We start from the raw sequence: 16,244 nt of genomic DNA on the forward strand, positions 1-16,244 counted from the left end.
CCGCACCGGTCGCCCTGACTACCGTGGCTGGACTCCGATTCGTTCCCTTCCCACCGCCGCAGCGGTTTTGTTCCCCCCGCCCCAACCCGACTGACTTCCCAACCCGTTCCCAGAACCACACGTTCGTGGGACCCATGAGAGAGCGTGCCCTGTGGCTGACGTACCTGCCGATCTTGCCGCAGTGTGGCCACGAGTACTCGAACAACTCCTCGGGGAGGGCCGGGGTCAGGGTGTCGAGGCGAAGGACGAGCACTGGATCAAGCGCTGCCAGCCGTTGGCACTGGTCGCGGACACCGCGCTCCTCGCGGTCCCGAACGAGTTCGCGAAGGGCGTACTCGAAGGTCGCCTCGCGCCGGTCGTCAGCGAAACCCTGAGCCGTGAGTGCGGCCGCCCGATCCGGATCGCGATCACCGTCGACGACTCCGCCGGTGAGCCCCCGGCCCCGGCACCGCCGGCCCAGTCCCGGTACGAGGAGCCCGAGCTCCCCTCCGGGTCGAGCCAGGGCCGCGACGCGTACGAGGGCCAGGGCCGTGACGAGCGCAGCGGCTACGAGGGCCAGGGGCGCGACGAGCGCGGCGTCTACGAGTCCGAGGGTCGCGGCGAACGCAGCGGCTACGAGCCCCAAGGACGCGACGACCGCAGCCCGTACGACACCCAGCGCCGCGACGGCTACGAGGGGTATGGCCGCCACCGCGCCGACGACCGCAGGAACGGCCGCTCCGACCCGCTCTCGGGCGCTCCCGGAGACCAGCTGCCGTCCGGCCGCCCGGACCAGCACTCATCGGGCCGCCCGGACCAGCTCCCGACCGCCCGTCCGGCGTACCCGGACTACCAGCGCCCGGAGCCGGGCGCCTGGCCGCGGCACTCACAGGACGACTACGGCTGGCAGCAGCAGCGCCTCGGCTTCCCGGAGCGCGACCCGTACGCCTCGCCCTCGCAGGACTACCGGCCGCAGTCCATGGAGCGCCCGCCGTACGAGCAGCAGCGCCCGGACTACGACCAGCCGCGCTCCGACTACGACCAGCGCCCCGACCGCCGCGATCTTCAGGAGCCGCCCTCGGGCAGCGGCCAGGTGCACCGCGGCGGCCCCGCGCTGCCTTCCTCCAGTGGCGCGCCCGGCCCGCTGGCCGCGCAGCCCGCGCCGGCGACCGGTCCGGGCGAGCCCACCGCGCGCCTCAACCCGAAGTACCTCTTCGACACGTTCGTCATCGGTGCCTCCAACCGCTTCGCGCACGCCGCCGCGGTCGCTGTCGCCGAGGCGCCGGCGAAGGCGTACAACCCGCTCTTCATCTATGGGGAGTCGGGCCTCGGCAAGACGCACCTGCTGCACGCGATCGGGCACTACGCCCGCAGCCTCTACCCGGGCACGCGCGTGCGCTATGTGAGCTCTGAGGAGTTCACCAACGAGTTCATCAACTCCATCCGGGACGGCAAGGGCGACAGCTTTCGCAAGCGGTACCGGGAGATGGACATCCTGCTGGTCGACGACATCCAGTTCCTGGCGGACAAGGAGTCGACGCAGGAGGAGTTCTTCCACACCTTCAATACGCTCCACAACGCCAACAAGCAGATCGTGCTGTCCTCCGACCGGCCGCCCAAGCAGCTGGTGACCCTGGAGGACCGGCTGCGGAACCGTTTCGAGTGGGGTCTGATCACGGACGTCCAGCCGCCCGAGCTGGAGACCCGTATCGCGATCCTTCGTAAGAAGGCGGTGCAGGAGCAGCTCAACGCCCCGCCGGAGGTGCTGGAGTTCATCGCGTCCCGGATCTCGCGCAACATCCGCGAGCTGGAGGGCGCGCTGATCCGGGTGACGGCGTTCGCGTCGCTGAACCGGCAGCCGGTGGACCTCGGTCTGACGGAGATCGTCCTCAAGGACCTGATCCCCGGCGGAGAGGACTCGGCCCCCGAGATCACCGCGACCGCGATCATGGCGGCCACCGCCGACTACTTCGGACTGACGGTGGACGATCTGTGCGGATCCTCGCGCAGCCGCGTCCTGGTGACGGCGCGGCAGATCGCCATGTATCTGTGCCGCGAACTCACCGACCTGTCACTGCCGAAGATCGGCGCGCAGTTCGGCGGCCGCGACCACACGACCGTCATGCACGCCGACCGCAAGATCCGCGCGCTGATGGCCGAGCGCCGCTCCATCTACAACCAGGTCACCGAACTCACGAACCGCATCAAGAACGGCTGACGGCACGGCGGTACGCCGCTGAGGGCGCCCCGGGACACGTTCCCGCGGGCGCCCTTCGCCGTTCCCGTCCGCGCGGCGAGGGCGCCCCCAGGCCTTCTGACGCAGGTGCCGAGGGCGCCCACCACCGTTCTCGTGCACGTGCCGAAGGCGTCCTTCGCCGTTGCCGAAGGCGTCCTTCGCCGTTCTCGTACGCGCGCAGAGGGCTTCCGCCCCCTTGTCGCCGCTACCGACCCGACACCTGTTGTTCGAATACGAGCCCGGTTACGGCCACCCTCCACAGATTCGGTGACTTTCCGGCGTCCACACCCTGGGGACTGGGAAGTTGTCCCGATCGTGTCCACAGGGGCTGCTGTTGCGAGACCATCGGACCAGGTCAACACCCTGTGGATTCGTGGACGAAGACTTTCCACAGACTGTGGACGAAGAAAAGATCCACAGGGTGTGTACGGAGTTGTCCACCGGCGCCCCACAGGCCTGACTCGGTTGTCCCCAGTGATCCCCAGCTTCTCCACACCTCTGTCCACTGTTCGGCAACGCGACGCGCCTTCTCACCGTGTCGAGTGAAAGGCGTCACACAAAGGTGTCCGGTTGGCCTGTGGGGAACGTGGGTAAAGCTGGGGACGGTGCTGGGGAGAAGTGGCCCGAGGCTGTGCATCGAGTGTGCAGAACTTTTCGTCGTCCACAGAAACCCTCGGTTGTCCACCGCCTCCGCCCACAGGGCCAGTGGATAAAAAATCGCCTCTGAGCTGCGAAAACATGGTTATCCACGGTTTCCACAGGGCCTACTACTAAGACCAACTAGAGAGAGCCTGGGAATCGTTTCGAAGACGGGGCTGTGCACAACTCGCTCTCGGAGGCTCAGGTGCCGCTCGGCACGACTTGACCCCGAGGGGCACCGACTGTCAGCGCGGTGCGTCAGACTGTTCCCCGGTGTCCTTCCCCTCACAGGGTCGAGGGACACCGAGTCAGACGACGAAGGCCAGCAGGGCGAGAGCGCCGGCAACAGACGGAGGCGGCAACGGTGAAGATCCGGGTGGAACGCGACGTACTCGCGGAGGCAGTGGCCTGGGCGGCACGCAGCCTCCCGGCCCGTCCGCCGGCGCCTGTGCTCGCCGGCCTCCTTCTGAAGGCCGAGGACGGTGCCCTCAGCCTCTCCAGCTTCGACTACGAGGTTTCGGCGCGCGTCTCGGTGGACGCGGAGGTCGACGAAGAGGGCACGGTCCTCGTCTCCGGCCGCCTCCTCGCGGACATCTGCCGCGCTCTGCCCAACCGGCCGGTGGAGATTTCCACAGACGGTGTACGGGCGACCGTGGTCTGCGGCTCCTCGCGATTCACACTCCACACCCTGCCTGTGGAGGAGTATCCGGCGCTGCCGCAGATGCCGTCGGCGACCGGCACCGTCCCGGGTGAGGTCTTCGCCTCGGCCGCAGCTCAGGTGGCCATCGCGGCAGGACGTGACGACACCCTCCCCGTCCTGACCGGCGTGCGCATCGAGATCGAGGGCGACACGGTCACCCTCGCCTCCACCGACCGCTATCGCTTCGCAGTCCGCGAGTTCCTGTGGAAGCCGGAGAACCCGGACGCGTCCGCGGTCGCCCTGGTGCCCGCCAAGACGCTCCTGGACACCGCCAAGGCCCTCACGAGCGGCGACAGCGTGATCCTGGCGCTGTCCGGCTCGGGCGCGGGCGAGGGCCTGATCGGCTTCGAGGGCGCCGGGCGGCGTACCACCACCCGTCTGCTCGAAGGCGACCTCCCGAAGTACCGCACGCTGTTCCCGACGGAGTTCAACTCCGTGGCCGTGATCGAGACCGCCCCCTTCGTGGAGGCCGTCAAGCGTGTGGCCCTGGTCGCCGAGCGGAACACCCCCGTGCGGCTCAGCTTCGAGCAGGGCGTGCTCATCCTGGAGGCCGGCTCGAGCGACGACGCACAGGCTGTGGAAAGGGTCGACGCCCAGTTGGAGGGCGACGACATCTCGATCGCCTTCAACCCGACGTTCCTGCTCGACGGCCTGAGCGCCATCGATTCGCCGGTGGCCCAGCTCTCCTTCACGACGTCCACCAAGCCCGCGCTGCTGAGCGGCAAGCCCGCCGTGGACGCCGAGGCGGACGATGCCTACAAGTACCTGATCATGCCGGTGCGCCTGAGCGGCTGAGTACTGCGAGCCTGCCGGTCCGCACGGCCCGGCGGGCAAATTCGCAGGTGGGGCGTTCGCCTGAGCGGCTATGCCCACATGTGTGCGTGAGCGTCCGGGTTTAGGCTCGGATCCAGGTACGAGAGTGCCCTCACGCCACGTCGCAACCCCTAAGGAACAACTGATGGAGCTTGGTCTCGTCGGCCTCGGCAAGATGGGCGGCAACATGCGCGAGCGGATCCGCCGCGCAGGTCACACCGTCATCGGATACGACCGCAACCCGGACCTCGCCGATGTCCACAGCCTGGAAGAGCTTGTGGGCAAGCTCAAGGGCCCGCGCGTGGTGTGGGTCATGGTCCCGGCCGGTGCCGCGACCCAGTCCACCATCGACGAGCTGGCCGCTGTCATGGAGCCCGGCGACGTCGTCGTGGACGGCGGAAACTCCCGCTGGACGGACGACGAGAGGCACGCGGTCGAGCTGGGCATCAAGGGCATCGGCTTCGTGGACTGCGGTGTCTCCGGCGGTGTCTGGGGCCTGGAGAACGGCTACGCGCTGATGTACGGCGGCACCGCCGAGAACGTCGCCAAGGCGCAGCCGATCTTCGACGCGCTCAAGCCCGAGGGCGACTTCGGGTCGGTGCACGCCGGCAAGGTCGGCGCGGGTCACTTCGCGAAGATGGTCCACAACGGCATCGAGTACGCCATGATGCAGGCCTACGCCGAAGGCTGGGAGCTCCTGGAGAAGGTCGACTCCGTCACCGACGTCCGGGAGGTCTTCCGCTCCTGGCAGGAGGGCACGGTCATCCGCTCCTGGCTGCTCGACCTCGCCGTCAACGCGCTGGACGACGACGAGCACCTGGAGAAGCTCAAGGGTTATGCACAGGACTCCGGCGAAGGCCGCTGGACTGTGGAAGCCGCCATCAACCACGCGGTGCCGCTGCCCGCGATCACCGCGTCGCTCTTCGCACGCTTCGCCTCGCGACAGGACGACTCGCCGCAGATGAAGATGATCGCGGCGCTGCGCAACCAGTTCGGCGGCCACGCCGTCGAGAAGGCCTGATCAGCGCCCCGGGTTCGCCACCCGGGGTGACCCGGTTGTCCACAGCCGGGGGAAAAGCCCGAAGGTCGGGGTAGACGCGACCGTCGGGAAGAACGGAAACACCACGCTGGGGGAGGTCGGCGAACGACCATGCATGTCACGCATCTGTCGCTGGCCGACTTCCGCTCGTACGCCCGGGTGGAGGTCCCGCTCGAGCCGGGCGTCACCGCGTTCGTGGGACCCAACGGACAGGGCAAGACGAACCTGGTCGAGGCGGTCGGCTATCTGGCGACCCTCGGCAGCCACCGCGTCTCCTCCGACGCGCCGCTCGTCCGCATGGGCGCCGATCGGGCGATCATCCGGGCCAATGTCCGCCAGGGCGAGCGCCAGCAGCTCGTCGAGCTGGAGCTGAACCCCGGCAAGGCCAACCGCGCCCGCATCAACAGGTCCTCGCAGGTCAGACCCCGTGACGTCCTCGGCATCGTACGAACCGTGCTGTTCGCCCCCGAGGACCTCGCACTGGTCAAGGGCGACCCCGGCGAGCGGCGCCGCTTCCTCGACGAGCTGATCACCGCCCGCTCCCCGCGGATGGCGGGTGTCCGCTCGGACTACGACCGGGTCCTCAAGCAGCGCAACACCCTCCTGAAGTCGGCTGCGCTGGCCCGGCGGCATGGCGGCCGCACCATGGACCTGTCCACGCTCGACGTGTGGGACCAGCACCTCGCGCGCGTGGGCGCGGAGCTGCTCGCCCAGCGGCTCGACCTGATCTCCGCGATCCAGCCGCTGGCCGACAAGGCGTACGAGCAGCTGGCGCCGGGCGGCGGGCCGATCACGCTGGAGTACAAGCCGTCCGCGCCCGGCGAGGCACACACGCGCGAGGACCTGTACGAGCAGCTGATGGCGGCGCTCGCCGAGGTCCGCAAGCAGGAGATCGAGCGGGGCGTGACCCTGATAGGACCCCATCGAGACGATGTGCTTCTCAAACTCGGTCAGCTGCCCGCCAAGGGATACGCCTCCCACGGGGAGTCCTGGTCCTACGCGCTGGCGCTGCGCCTGGCCTCGTACGACCTGCTCAGGGCCGAGGGAAACGAGCCGGTGCTGGTCCTGGACGACGTGTTCGCGGAGTTGGACACGCACAGGAGGGAGCGTCTCGCGGAACTCGTCGCGTCGGGCGAGCAGGTGCTGGTGACCGCCGCGGTCGACGACGACGTACCGGACGTGCTGGCGGGGACGCGGTATACCGTGTCCGAGGGCACGGTGGAGCGCGTATGACGGAGAACACACCCGGAAAAAACGCTCCCGAAGCCGTACCCGGCGAAGTACCCGGCAAAAAGACCCCCGAGCCCTCCGGCGTCGACCTGGCGCGCGTGGCCCTGCGCGCCGCGAAGGAACAGGCACGCGCGCGTGGGGACGCGGCGCAGCAGAAGAAGCAGGCGCGGCGTGGCGGGCTGCGCTCCGGCGCGCGCGCCGACGGCCGCGACCCGATGGCGCTCGGTGCCGCCATCAACCGGCTGCTCACCGAGCGGGGCTGGGAGACCCCGGCCGCGGTGGGCGGTGTGATGGGCCGTTGGCCGCAGATCGTCGGCGACGACCTTGCCAAGCACTGTGTTCCGCTGCGCTATGACGACGACCCGGCCGAGCGGGTGCTGACGGTGCAGTGCGACTCGACCGCCTGGGCGACCCAGCTGCGCCTGCTCGCCCCGCAGTTGGTCGCGCGGCTGAACCAGGACCTCGGGCACGGCACGGTGCGGTTGATCAAGGTGCAGGGCCCCGGGGGCCCCGCGCGCCGCTTCGGGCCCCTGCGCGCCCCCGGCAGCACGGGTCCCGGCGACACCTACGGGTGACCAAGGCCTGCGGGAATCGTCCGTCACCGCTGATCACGACTGGCCTCGGCCTTCCATGCCTGCGATCACGAAGCGGCGCCGACAGCCCGTCACAGCCGATCATGAAGCGGCTCGTGCCATGCCCCACAGCCGGTCGTGGAACGGCCCCGGCCGTCGGTCACGGGCGACCGCATGCGGTCGCGAACACCGACCTGACTCCGCAGTAGCCAAGGGTTGACACCCGGAAGCGCTGAGTGCCGCTGTGAGCCTCTTTGGGCCCGGGTCCGCATATGGGGAGTCGGCCGAGACCGGTTCAGGGCGGCACATGCGGACTCAGGTACCGGCAAACCCCCATCACTGTCGGCGCTACCGGTAGACTGAAAGCCAATCCCGCCCCGCTTGCGGGGACCATCGGGAAATGGTGTGCAACGCTGACTAGGGCTTACCAACGCAACACGCCGCAACCGCTCCGGCCACCCGCCGGGAGCTTGGCTTGTGCTGTGCCAGAAAGGGCGCTTCGTGGCCGATTCCGGCAACCCCAACGAGAACATCCCGTCCACCGACGTCGGCGCCAATGGCGAGGTCACAGCCTCGTACGACGCCAGCGCCATCACCGTCCTCGAGGGTCTGGACGCGGTCCGCAAGCGACCCGGCATGTACATCGGCTCGACCGGTGAGCGCGGACTGCACCACCTCGTGTACGAGGTCGTCGACAACTCCGTCGACGAGGCGCTGGCCGGCCACGCTGACACGATCGACGTGACGATCCTCGCCGACGGCGGCGTTCGCGTCGTCGACAACGGCCGAGGCATCCCGGTGGGCATCGTCCCCTCCGAGAACAAGCCGGCCCTGGAGGTCGTGCTGACGGTCCTGCACGCGGGCGGCAAGTTCGGCGGCGGCGGCTACGCGGTCTCCGGCGGTCTGCACGGCGTCGGTGTCTCCGTCGTGAACGCCCTGTCGAGCAAGGTTTCCGTCGAGGTCAAGACGGACGGCCACCGCTGGACGCAGGACTACAAGATGGGCGTCCCGACGGCCCCGCTCGCCCAGCACGAGGCCGCGGACGAGTCCGGCACCTCGGTCACCTTCTGGGCCGACGCGGACATCTTCGAGACCACCGACTACTCCTTCGAGACGCTCTCGCGGCGCTTCCAGGAGATGGCGTTCCTCAACAAGGGTTTGACGATCAAACTCACTGATGAGCGCGAGTCGGCGAAGGCCACCGCCGGGGCGGACGAGGCGGGTGCTGACGAGAAGGACGAGGTCAAGACCGTCACGTACCACTACGAGGGCGGCATCGTCGACTTCGTGAAGTACCTCAACTCCCGCAAGGGAGACGCGGTGCACCCCACTGTCATCGACCTCGAGGCCGAGGACAAGGACAAGAGCCTGTCCCTCGAGGTCGCGATGCAGTGGAACAGCGGCTACAGCGAGGGCGTGTACTCCTTCGCCAACATCATCCACACTCACGAGGGCGGCACGCACGAGGAGGGCTTCCGCGCGGCGCTGACCTCGTTGATCAACAAGTACGCGCGCGACAAGAAGCTGCTGCGTGAGAAGGACGACAACCTCACGGGCGACGACATCCGCGAGGGTCTGACCGCGATCATCTCGGTCAAGCTGAGCGAGCCCCAGTTCGAGGGCCAGACCAAGACCAAGCTGGGCAACACGGAGGCGAAGACCTTCGTCCAGAAGGCGGTCTACGAGCACCTCAACGACTGGCTGGACCGCAACCCGAACGAGGCCGCGGACATCATCCGCAAGTCCATCCAGGCGGCCACCGCGCGCGTGGCGGCCCGCAAGGCGCGTGACCTCACCCGCCGTAAGGGCCTGCTGGAGTCGGCCTCCCTGCCGGGCAAGCTCTCCGACTGCCAGTCGAACGACCCCACCAAGTGCGAGATCTTCATCGTCGAGGGTGACTCCGCCGGCGGCTCGGCCAAGTCCGGCCGCAACCCGCAGTACCAGGCGATCCTCCCGATCCGAGGAAAGATCCTCAACGTCGAGAAGGCCAGGATCGACAAGATCCTGCAGAACCAGGAGATCCAGGCACTGATCTCCGCCTTCGGCACCGGAGTCCACGAGGACTTCGACATCGAGAAGCTCCGCTATCACAAGATCATCCTGATGGCGGACGCCGACGTCGACGGCCAGCACATCAACACGCTGCTGCTGACCTTCCTGTTCCGCTTCATGCGGCCGCTCGTCGAGGCCGGTCACGTGTTCCTCTCCCGCCCGCCGCTCTACAAGATCAAGTGGGGCCGGGACGACTTCGAGTACGCGTACTCGGACCGCGAGCGCGACGCGCTGATCGAGCTCGGCCGCCAGAACGGCAAGCGCATCAAGGACGACTCGGTCCAGCGCTTCAAGGGTCTCGGTGAGATGAACGCCGAGGAACTGCGCATCACCACGATGGACCAGGAGCACCGCGTCCTCGGCCAGGTCACCCTCGATGACGCCGCCCAGGCCGACGACCTCTTCTCGGTCCTCATGGGCGAGGACGTCGAGGCGCGCCGCGCGTTCATCCAGCGCAACGCCAAGGACGTCCGCTTCCTCGACATCTGAGTCGGTCTCAGCTGACCGCACCAGAAAGGATCTTCACCAGCAATGGCCGACGAGAACATTCCGAGCATCCCTGAAGAAGAGGGTCCGGCTCTCCGTGTCGAGCCCGTCGGGCTCGAGACGGAGATGCAGCGCTCGTACCTCGACTACGCGATGTCCGTCATCGTGTCGCGCGCGCTGCCCGACGTACGGGACGGCCTCAAGCCCGTCCACCGCCGCGTCCTGTACGCCATGTACGACGGCGGCTACCGGCCCGAAAAGGGCTTCTACAAGTGCGCCCGCGTCGTCGGCGACGTCATGGGCAACTACCACCCGCACGGCGACTCCTCGATCTACGACGCGCTGGTCCGCCTCGCGCAGCCGTGGTCGATGCGGATGCCGCTGGTGGACTCCAACGGCAACTTCGGTTCCCCGGGCAACGACCCGGCCGCCGCCATGCGGTACACCGAGTGCAAGTTGATGCCGCTGTCCATGGAGATGGTCCGCGACATCGACGAGGAGACCGTCGACTTCACGGACAACTACGACGGCCGCTCCCAGGAGCCGACCGTTCTGCCGGCCCGCTTCCCGAACCTGCTGATCAACGGCTCGGCCGGTATCGCGGTCGGCATGGCGACCAACATCCCGCCGCACAACCTCCGTGAGGTCGCGGCCGGCGCCCAGTGGTACCTGGAGCACCCCGAGGCCTCCCACGAGGAGCTGCTCGACGCCCTCATCGAGCGCATCAAGGGCCCCGATTTCCCGAGTGGTGCCCTGGTAGTGGGCCGCAAGGGCATCGAGGAGGCGTACCGCACGGGCCGTGGCTCCATCACGATGCGCGCGGTCGTCGAGGTCGAGGAGATCCAGAACCGCCAGTGCCTGGTGGTCACCGAGCTCCCCTACCAGGTCAACCCGGACAACCTCGCGCAGAAGATCGCCGACCTGGTGAAGGACGGCAAGATCGGCGGCATCGCGGACGTCCGCGACGAGACGTCGTCACGCACGGGCCAGCGGCTCGTGATCGTGCTCAAGAGGGACGCGGTCGCCAAGGTCGTTCTGAACAACCTCTACAAGCACACTGACCTGCAGACGAACTTCGGCGCCAACATGCTGGCGCTGGTGGACGGCGTCCCGCGCACGCTGTCGCTCGACGCGTTCATCCGCCACTGGGTGACGCATCAGATCGAGGTCATCGTCCGCCGTACGAAGTTCCGGCTGCGCAAGGCCGAGGAGCGCGCGCACATCCTGCGCGGCCTCCTGAAGGCCCTGGATGCCATCGACGAGGTCATCGCGCTGATCCGGCGCAGCGACACCGTCGAGATCGCGCGCGAGGGCCTGATGGGCCTCCTGGAGATCGACGAGATCCAGGCCAACGCGATCCTCGAGATGCAGCTGCGCCGGCTGGCCGCCCTGGAGCGCCAGAAGATCATCCAGGAGCACGACGAACTCCAGGCGAAGATCCGCGAGTACAACGAGATCCTCGCCTCGCCGGTGCGCCAGCGCGGCATCATCAGCGAGGAACTCGCCGCGATCGTCGAGAAGTTCGGCGACGACCGCCGCTCCAAGCTGGTGCCCTTCGACGGCGACATGTCCATCGAGGACCTGATCGCCGAAGAGGACATCGTCGTCACCATCACGCGCGGCGGCTACATCAAGCGCACCAAGACGGAGGACTACCGCTCGCAGAAGCGGGGCGGCAAGGGCGTACGCGGCACGAAGCTGAAGCAGGACGACATCGTCGACCACTTCTTCGTGTCGACGACGCACCACTGGCTGCTGTTCTTCACCAACAAGGGCCGCGTCTACCGCGCGAAGGCGTACGAGCTTCCGGACGCCGGCCGTGAGGCTCGCGGCCAGCACGTCGCGAACCTTCTCGCCTTCCAGCCGGACGAGGCGATCGCCGAGATCCTCGCGATCCGCGACTACGAAGCGGCGCCTTATCTGGTCCTCGCCACCAAGGGCGGTCTTGTGAAGAAGACGCCCTTGAAGGATTACGATTCCCCGCGCTCCGGCGGTGTCATCGCGATCAACCTCCGTGAAACGGAGGACGGTTCCGACGACGAATTGATCGGAGCCGAGCTGGTTTCGGCAGAGGACGATCTGCTTCTGATCAGCAAGAAGGCGCAATCGATCAGGTTCACCGCTACGGACGACGCGCTGCGCCCCATGGGCCGTGCCACCTCGGGCGTCAAGGGCATGAGCTTCCGCGAGGGAGACCAGCTCCTCTCGATGAATGTTGTTCGACCCGGTACGTTCGTGTTCACTGCCACAGACGGCGGGTACGCGAAGCGGACCGCCGTCGACGAGTACCGCGTCCAGGGTCGCGGCGGCCTCGGTATCAAGGCCGCCAAGATCGTCGAGGACCGTGGGTCGCTCGTCGGCGCGCTGGTGGTGGAGGAGACGGATGAAATCCTCGCCATCACGCTGTCCGGCGGTGTGATTCGCACGCGAGTCAACGAGGTCAGAGAGACAGGCCGTGACACCATGGGCGTCCAACTGATCAACCTGGGCAAGCGCGATGCCGTGGTCGGTATCGCACGTAACGCCGAGGCCGGTCGCGAGGCGGAGGAAGTCGACGGCGATGTCGCTGTGGACGAAGCCGCCGAGGGCGTGGAGGCCGTCGGTACGGACGAGGGCGAGCCGTCCTCGGACGAGTAGCGCGAGGAGTGAGGCATCGTGAGCGGAGCCACGGGCGCCGGATCGACCGGTACGGAAACGGACGGCGGCCGTGGCCCCGCCACGGATACTGACTCCCATGACTCTCATGGATCCCAGGGGGGAACTGTGACGGACACCCGAGGCCCGCAGGCCCAGCAGTACGCGGGCGGGCAGGCGGCCCCAGCCGCGGCGCCACCGGCGCTTGGCTCGCCGCCGCCGGGTTCGCCGCTTCCGGGGGAGCGGCAGCCGCAGGCTGCTCAGCCGTACCACCCGCCGCAGGCGTACCCGGCTCAGCAGCCGTCGGCGGGCGCGGTCCGTCGGCCACGCACCGGGGCGCGTACGACACCGCGCACGCGCAAGGCGCGGCTGCGAGTCGCCAAGGCCGACCCGTGGTCGGTGATGAAGGTCAGCTTCCTGCTCTCCATCGCGCTCGGCATCTGCACGATCGTGGCGGCCGCGGTGCTGTGGATGGTCATGGACGCGATGGGCGTCTTCTCGACGGTCGGCGGCACGATCTCGGAGGCGACGGGGTCGAACGAATCCAACGGATTCGACCTCCAGTCCTTCCTCTCGCTCCCGCACGTCCTGATGTTCACCACGGTCATCGCGGTCATCGACGTGGTCCTGGCCACCGCGCTGGCCACCCTCGGAGCGTTCATCTACAACCTCTCCGCGGGCTTCGTCGGCGGCGTCGAGCTGACGCTGGCCGAGGACGAGTAGACGCCGGCAGGCGCCCTCTCAAACGTCCGCCGACTATCGATTTTGGGACTGGCCACGTCGTGCGCTAATCTTCAGAGGTCAGCGCGCGGGACACACACCGCAAAGCGCGGCGGGGCTATAGCTCAGTTGGTTAGAGCGCATCCCTGATAAGGATGAGGCCACAGGTTCAAATCCTGTTAGCCCCACCAGCGCAAAGACCCCCAGCCGATCATGGTTGGGGGTCTTTGCGTCGAGCGCGCCGAGAGGTCTTTGTGCCGACCCCTGCCGAAGATCAGTACGAGCGTTGCCAGAAGCAAGAATCTCGGTAGGGCGTAGGGCGTAGGGCGTAGGGCATGGCGGTGGCGAATTGATCGACTCCCTGGCCCTGGACCATCCCCGGTGGCGGTTCCTCCAGGGGATCGCCGTACAGCAGAGGCGTACAGCGGGGCCGTACAACAGAGTCGTGCAGCTGAGAAGTACAGCAACCCTGCCGATCGGCAGCAACCATCCAGCTGGCGGTGCCCTGGCACGCGGAAGGCCCGGCAACTCATACGAGTTGCCGGGTTGCCGGGCCTTCGCCCTGTGTGGCTTTGTACGCAAGTTCGCCGCTACGTCAGGGGTGCCGTGGGTGGTGCCGCGCGCTCAGAGCTGGAGGGGCGTGATGGGCTCCGTGACGAGTTCTGTGTCGGCCTTCGCGAGGGCTTGGGGGCTGCAGAGGGCCGCGAGGTCCGCCATGGCGTCGTCGGCGGGCGGACGGTGGCGGCAGCTCGGCGAGGAGCCGTGGGCCTCGGCGCGGATGCGTTGCTTCATCGTGGGGGGTAGGGCCCGGCTGTTGGACCAGGTCCCATAGGACATCGCCGGCAGTGTCAGGGAGGGCGCGCTGTTGCGCGTCGCCTCGGCCTGCGGTACCGCGGCGGCCGCGGTGGTCGTGATGAGTCCGAGCGTCGTGCACAGCGCCAGGAAGGCGGTGACGAAGGCGGTCCACAGCTTCATGACCTTGTTCTGGGTCATGGCCCCTCACTTTCGGGTCAGGCGATTTGCGTACTTTCCTCATGATGTGTATGTGGGCCGTGAAGTGGTGGACCGACGCCCGTGGCGCGTCGATGTTCAGATGAACACCACCCGGATGGCCGCAAGAGACCCGAAAAGTCGCAGATCATGGTGAAAGTCACCGTCTGTGAGATGCGATCACCCTGTGATCACTCTTCGGTCGGAGTGGTCGCGTCCGGATCTATTGCTGTGTTCCGGGCGGGAGTTGAGGGCCGATCCAGGTCACCGATCGATATCGGTCGGTGTGTATAGTCGGGCGCCAGAGGTCCCTTACGTCAAGGAAAGACGAGGTCGCGCGGTGAAGAAGCTTCTCCTGGTCGCACTGGCCGCCATCGGCGGGCTCCTCGTGTACCGCCAGATCCAGGCGGATCGCGCCGAGCAGGATCTGTGGACGGAGGCGACTGACTCCGTGCCCACGGGTTCGTGAGTATCGACAACAGTCTCAGAGCAGACCCCGGCCGCCTCGCGGTCGGGGTTTTGTGTTGTCCGGAGAAGGTTTTGTGCTGTCCGGGGAATCTCGGATTCACCTGCGCAAACAAAATGATTGCGTTGGCAACGCCTGAGTAAGGGCGAGGGCTCGGTACAAGCTCCGTTTCGGCCGCTCGTAGGGATAGCACGGGTGGCGCGGTGGTCGGCGGGGCAGTATGGCCACGGTCCGGGGCTTTGACGAGGGGCGAGGGACGAAAGGTGGCGTGTGATGGGGCGGCGCACGGTGAGGTGGTACGGCCGCGTGCTCGTGGCTTTCGCAGCGGCGTTGTGCGTGATGCTCGCGGGGGCGGCGGGGCAGGCCGCCGCGGACGGCATACCCACGCCGTACGCCTTCGCCCAGGACGCCACCACCGTCAAAGGCACGACGGACACCACCAACTCGGTACGCCTTGAGCCGGGCAGGGCCTACAAGAGCTCCATAGGCAGGGACGGCAAGCTCTACTACCGCCTCGAACTCGACACCACGTCCAACGCGTACGTCTCGGCCACCGCCGTCCCCAGGCCGGGGACGACGGTCTCTTACTCGGACGGCGTCAAGGTGTCCGTGCAGGACGCCAACAGCCGCCACTGCTCCTTCTCCGGAACCGCCCACTTCGGCGCCACCCAGAGCCCCCATCCCATCGCCGCCTGGGCGTCACGCGAGACGGGCGGCGATCAGTACGCCTGTCAGACGGCGGGCACGTACTACGTGGTCGTCGAGCGCAGCGGTACGGCGAACTCCCCGTCCGGCGACTGGGACCTGGAGCTCAGCTATGTGTCGGAGCCCGCCCTGAAGAAGGCGGCCGGTTCGACAAGCGCTCCCGAGGTCTGGAACTCCGCGTCGCCCGACGCCCTCGCGGGGAATCCGAAGCGCCGCAGGGGCGGGGCCGGGTTCGCCACGGCGACCTCGCTGAAGCAGGGAATCTGGCAGGACGGGATCAGCCCCGGACAGACGCTCTTCTACAAGGTGCCGGTCGACTGGGGACAACAGTTCTACGCCACAGCAGATCTGGGCAGTTCGAGCCGCGGTAGGGGCTATGTCGGCACCGCTCTCGTCATGTCCCTCTACAACCCCGTGCGTGGCTTCGTCGACGACGTCGGCTCCGGCTACGACGGCAGCCAGCGCTCCGCCGCGCTCGATCCACTGCCTCCCGTCGCGTACGAGAACCGCTACGCCCTCAACGACCGCGTGAGCGGGATGCGGTTCGCGGGCGCCTACTACCTCGTGGTGCACCTTTCCGCGCAGGTCGCTGACAAGATCGGCGACGGGCCGTTCGGGCTGACACTGCGCGTGCGCGTCGATGGAACGGCGCGGACAGGTCCCGCGTACGCGGGGCAGCCACAGCCTCGCGACGCGTTCGCCCTCCCGGCGGGGGACTCCGACGAGGTGGCCGACGGCACGGTGGGCGGTGCGGCCGCCATCGGAGGCGGTGGCAGCAGTGGCAGTGGCAGTGGCAGTGGCAGTGGCACGATGAGGTTGGTCGCCGCGGGCGGGATCGGTACGGGGAGCGCGCTGGTGCTGGGGCTCGGGCTATGGGCGGTGGTCGCGCGGCGGCGGGCGGGGGTGGCGCCGGAGGATGCGGATACGGCTTCGGCTCCGATGCCCGCGCCCTGGGAGCGTGGGGCGCCTCGGGGCCGGTGACT

Annotated in this window: 11 protein-coding genes and 1 tRNA gene; 11 read left to right on the forward strand and 1 reads right to left on the reverse strand. The window is 67.9% G+C overall.

The features are described from left to right. Positions 1–151: 151 nt before the first annotated feature. The 9 genes from dnaA (at position 152) to OG390_RS25940 (ending at position 13,291) form a co-directional block, all read left to right on the forward strand. Positions 152–2,197, forward strand: a complete 2,046-nt coding sequence (gene dnaA / locus OG390_RS25900) for a chromosomal replication initiator protein DnaA (RefSeq protein ID WP_406171452.1) — start codon at positions 152–154, stop codon at positions 2,195–2,197. Positions 2,198–3,218: 1,021 nt separating this feature from the next. Next, entirely contained in the window at positions 3,219–4,349 is a 1,131-nt protein-coding gene (gene dnaN / locus OG390_RS25905) for a DNA polymerase III subunit beta (protein ID WP_399083209.1), read from the forward strand. A 163-nt stretch (positions 4,350–4,512) separates the two neighbouring features. Further along, positions 4,513–5,388, forward strand: coding sequence for a phosphogluconate dehydrogenase (NAD(+)-dependent, decarboxylating) (gnd, locus tag OG390_RS25910; protein ID WP_406171454.1), 876 nt, complete (start codon positions 4,513–4,515; stop codon positions 5,386–5,388). Positions 5,389–5,517: 129 nt separating this feature from the next. Continuing rightward, a complete protein-coding gene (gene recF, locus OG390_RS25915) occupies positions 5,518–6,639 on the forward strand; it encodes a DNA replication/repair protein RecF (RefSeq protein ID WP_406171456.1) in 1,122 nt (373 codons plus the stop codon). Then, positions 6,636–7,211 carry a DUF721 domain-containing protein gene (locus tag OG390_RS25920; RefSeq protein WP_406171458.1) on the forward strand — a complete coding sequence of 192 codons (576 nt, stop codon included), beginning with the start codon at positions 6,636–6,638 and terminating at the stop codon, positions 7,209–7,211. The genes recF and OG390_RS25920 overlap by 4 nt, the downstream gene beginning before the upstream one ends. Positions 7,212–7,685: 474 nt before the next feature. Next, on the forward strand, positions 7,686–9,749 hold the full coding sequence (gyrB, locus tag OG390_RS25925; RefSeq protein ID WP_406171460.1) for a DNA topoisomerase (ATP-hydrolyzing) subunit B: 2,064 nt from the start codon (positions 7,686–7,688) through the stop codon (positions 9,747–9,749). 42 nt (positions 9,750–9,791) lie between these two features. After that, the gene (gyrA, locus tag OG390_RS25930; protein WP_406171462.1) at positions 9,792–12,383 is read left to right on the forward strand and encodes a DNA gyrase subunit A; all 2,592 of its coding nucleotides are present in this window, start codon (positions 9,792–9,794) and stop codon (positions 12,381–12,383) included. An 18-nt stretch (positions 12,384–12,401) separates the two neighbouring features. Continuing rightward, positions 12,402–13,103, forward strand: coding sequence for a DUF3566 domain-containing protein (locus OG390_RS25935; RefSeq protein ID WP_406171463.1), 702 nt, complete (start codon positions 12,402–12,404; stop codon positions 13,101–13,103). Between the two features lie 111 nt (positions 13,104–13,214). Further along, positions 13,215–13,291: transfer RNA gene (locus tag OG390_RS25940), tRNA-Ile, on the forward strand. Positions 13,292–13,724: 433 nt separating this feature from the next. Here OG390_RS25940 and OG390_RS25945 read toward each other — a convergent pair. Next, on the reverse strand, positions 13,725–14,093 hold the full coding sequence (locus OG390_RS25945; protein WP_406171465.1) for a DUF6344 domain-containing protein: 369 nt from the start codon (positions 14,091–14,093) through the stop codon (positions 13,725–13,727). A gap of 337 nt (positions 14,094–14,430) precedes the next feature. Between OG390_RS25945 and OG390_RS25950 the strand changes: the two genes are divergently transcribed. Together OG390_RS25950 and OG390_RS25955 are read left to right on the forward strand one after the other, a co-directional pair. Further along, complete coding sequence (locus OG390_RS25950; RefSeq protein WP_003999697.1) at positions 14,431–14,559, forward strand: DLW-39 family protein; 129 nt, start codon at positions 14,431–14,433, stop codon at positions 14,557–14,559. Between the two features lie 270 nt (positions 14,560–14,829). Continuing rightward, the gene (locus OG390_RS25955; RefSeq protein ID WP_406171466.1) at positions 14,830–16,242 is read left to right on the forward strand and encodes a hypothetical protein; all 1,413 of its coding nucleotides are present in this window, start codon (positions 14,830–14,832) and stop codon (positions 16,240–16,242) included. Positions 16,243–16,244 lie beyond the last annotated feature (2 nt).

This window comes from Streptomyces sp. NBC_00996, from assembly GCF_045162675.1.
Classification (GTDB): domain Bacteria; phylum Actinomycetota; class Actinomycetes; order Streptomycetales; family Streptomycetaceae; genus Streptomyces.